This window comes from Nocardioides sp. (assembly GCF_036401255.1).
Classification (GTDB): domain Bacteria; phylum Actinomycetota; class Actinomycetes; order Propionibacteriales; family Nocardioidaceae; genus Nocardioides.
In genome coordinates, this window is the sequence record NZ_DASWVI010000445.1 from 1 (window position 1) to 1812 (window position 1812).

A 1812-nucleotide genomic window follows, 5' to 3' on the forward strand; every position below is an offset into this window, starting at 1 on the left:
ATCGCGGTCGAGCCGGTGCTGGGGTCGCGCTCGACCGACACGCTCGCCGGGGTGGGCCCGCCGCGGGTGTCGGTGGGCGACCGGCTCCCCGTCGGGCCCGCCGGTGCGGCGCCGCGGCCCCTGGACACGCCGGCCGCGGCGCGGCCGGGTCCGCTCCGGGTGGTGGCGGGCCCACGCGTCGACTGGTTCGCCGTCGACGCGCTCGAGGTGCTGTGCGGCTCGCCGTACGTCGTCGAGGCGGACTCCAACCGGGTGGGTCTGCGCCTGGCCGGGCCCGCGGTGCCGCGGGTCCGCGACGACGAGCTGCCCAGCGAGGGGATGGTGCTCGGCGCCGTGCAGGTCCCGCCGAGCGGACGGCCGGTGGTGTTCCTCGCCGACCACCCGCCGACGGGCGGCTACCCGGTGCTCGCGGTCGTGCACCCCGACGACCTGTGGCGGTGCGCCCAGCTGCGGCCGGGGGAGGAGGTGTGGTTCAGCCCGACGGCTGCCAGGGCCTGAGCTCGGGGTCGTCGGCGGCATAGCTGCGGACCGGCCCCGGCGGGGTCTCGGCGGTCTCGAACCGCACGGTCACCACGCCCCGGCCCGACCCCCACACCCAGCCGCGGCCCATCGCGGTGTGCTCGACGTCCATGCCCGGCGCCCAGGTGCGCCGCGAGTGATGGGGCACCTCGATCTCCGGGAGCTCCTCGACGTCCTCCTCGGCGGTCTCGCCGAACAGGTCCTCCTGGATCCAGTCGGCGAGGCCGGAGACCCCGACGCCCAAGAGCCGGACGCCACCGGAGGTGTCGAGGTCGGTGAGCAGTCCGCGCGCGGTCCGGGCGATCGTGCCGGCGGCGTCGGTGGGGGAGGCGAGCGTCGTGGAGCGGCTGAGCGTCGTGAAGTCGTGGAGGCGGACCTTGATCGTCACGGTCCGCCCGGAGAGGCCGTGCTTGCGCAGCCGGCCGGCGACGTCGCCGGCCTGCCGGGTCAGCAGTCCCTCCATCAGCTTGCGGTCGGTGAGGTCGGTGTCGTAGGTGCCCTCGACACTCACCGACTTGGCCTCGCGCTCCGCCACCACCGGCCGGTCGTCCTGGGCGCGCGCCAGGTGGAACAGCCCGTGCCCGCTGGCCCTGCCGAGGAGGCGCACCAGCTCCTCCTCGCTGACCGACTCGAGCTCGGCGATCGTGTGGATGCCGACGCGTCGCAGCCGCTCCGCGGTGGCCGGACCGACGCCGGGGATCACGGTGACGTTCATCGGGCGCAGCAGGTCCTGCTCGGTCCCGGGCGGCACGACGACCAGGCCGTCGGGCTTGTCGAGGTCGCTGGCGACCTTCGCGACGAACTTCGAGGTGCCGATGCCGACCGACGCGGTCAGCCCGCCGGTCACGTCGACGACCCGCGCCCGGAGGTCCTGCGCGAACGCCGTCACCGCCGGCACGGACAGGTCCGGCAGGTCGGCGCGCTCGAGGTCGACGAACGCCTCGTCCAGCGACAGCGGCTCGACGAGCGGCGAGACGGCCCGCAGCAGGCCCATCACCCGCTCGCTGCTGTCGCGGTAGGCGTGGAACCGGCCGCTCAGGAACGCCGCGTGGGGGCATCGCGAGCGGGCCTCCCGGGTCGACATGGCCGAGTGGACGCCGTACCGCCGCGCCTCGTAGGACGCCGTCGACACCACGCCGCGGCTGCCGACGCCGCCGACCACCACCGGCTTGCCGCGCAGCGAGGGCTTGTCGCGCTGCTCGACCGCCGCGAAGAAGGCATCGAGGTCCAGGTGGAGGACCGACGCTTCCGCACGCACGGGCGCAACGTACCTCCTGGCGCCGACCGGCCCAC

1 protein-coding gene and 1 pseudogene are annotated in these 1812 nt (G+C 75.4%); one reads left to right on the plus strand and one right to left on the minus strand.

Features of this window, described 5'->3' with window-relative positions; translation table 11 throughout:
• A pseudogene (locus tag VGD85_RS20235) lies at positions 1-498 on the plus strand (biotin-dependent carboxyltransferase family protein); the annotation flags it as partial.
• Here the strand turns inward: VGD85_RS20235 and VGD85_RS20240 are convergent.
• Positions 473-1777, minus strand: coding sequence for a DNA polymerase IV (locus tag VGD85_RS20240; RefSeq protein ID WP_331065234.1), 1305 nt, complete (start codon positions 1775-1777; stop codon positions 473-475). The pseudogene VGD85_RS20235 and the gene VGD85_RS20240 sit on opposite strands and share 26 nt — an antisense overlap.
• Between the last annotated feature and the right edge of the window lie 35 nt (positions 1778-1812).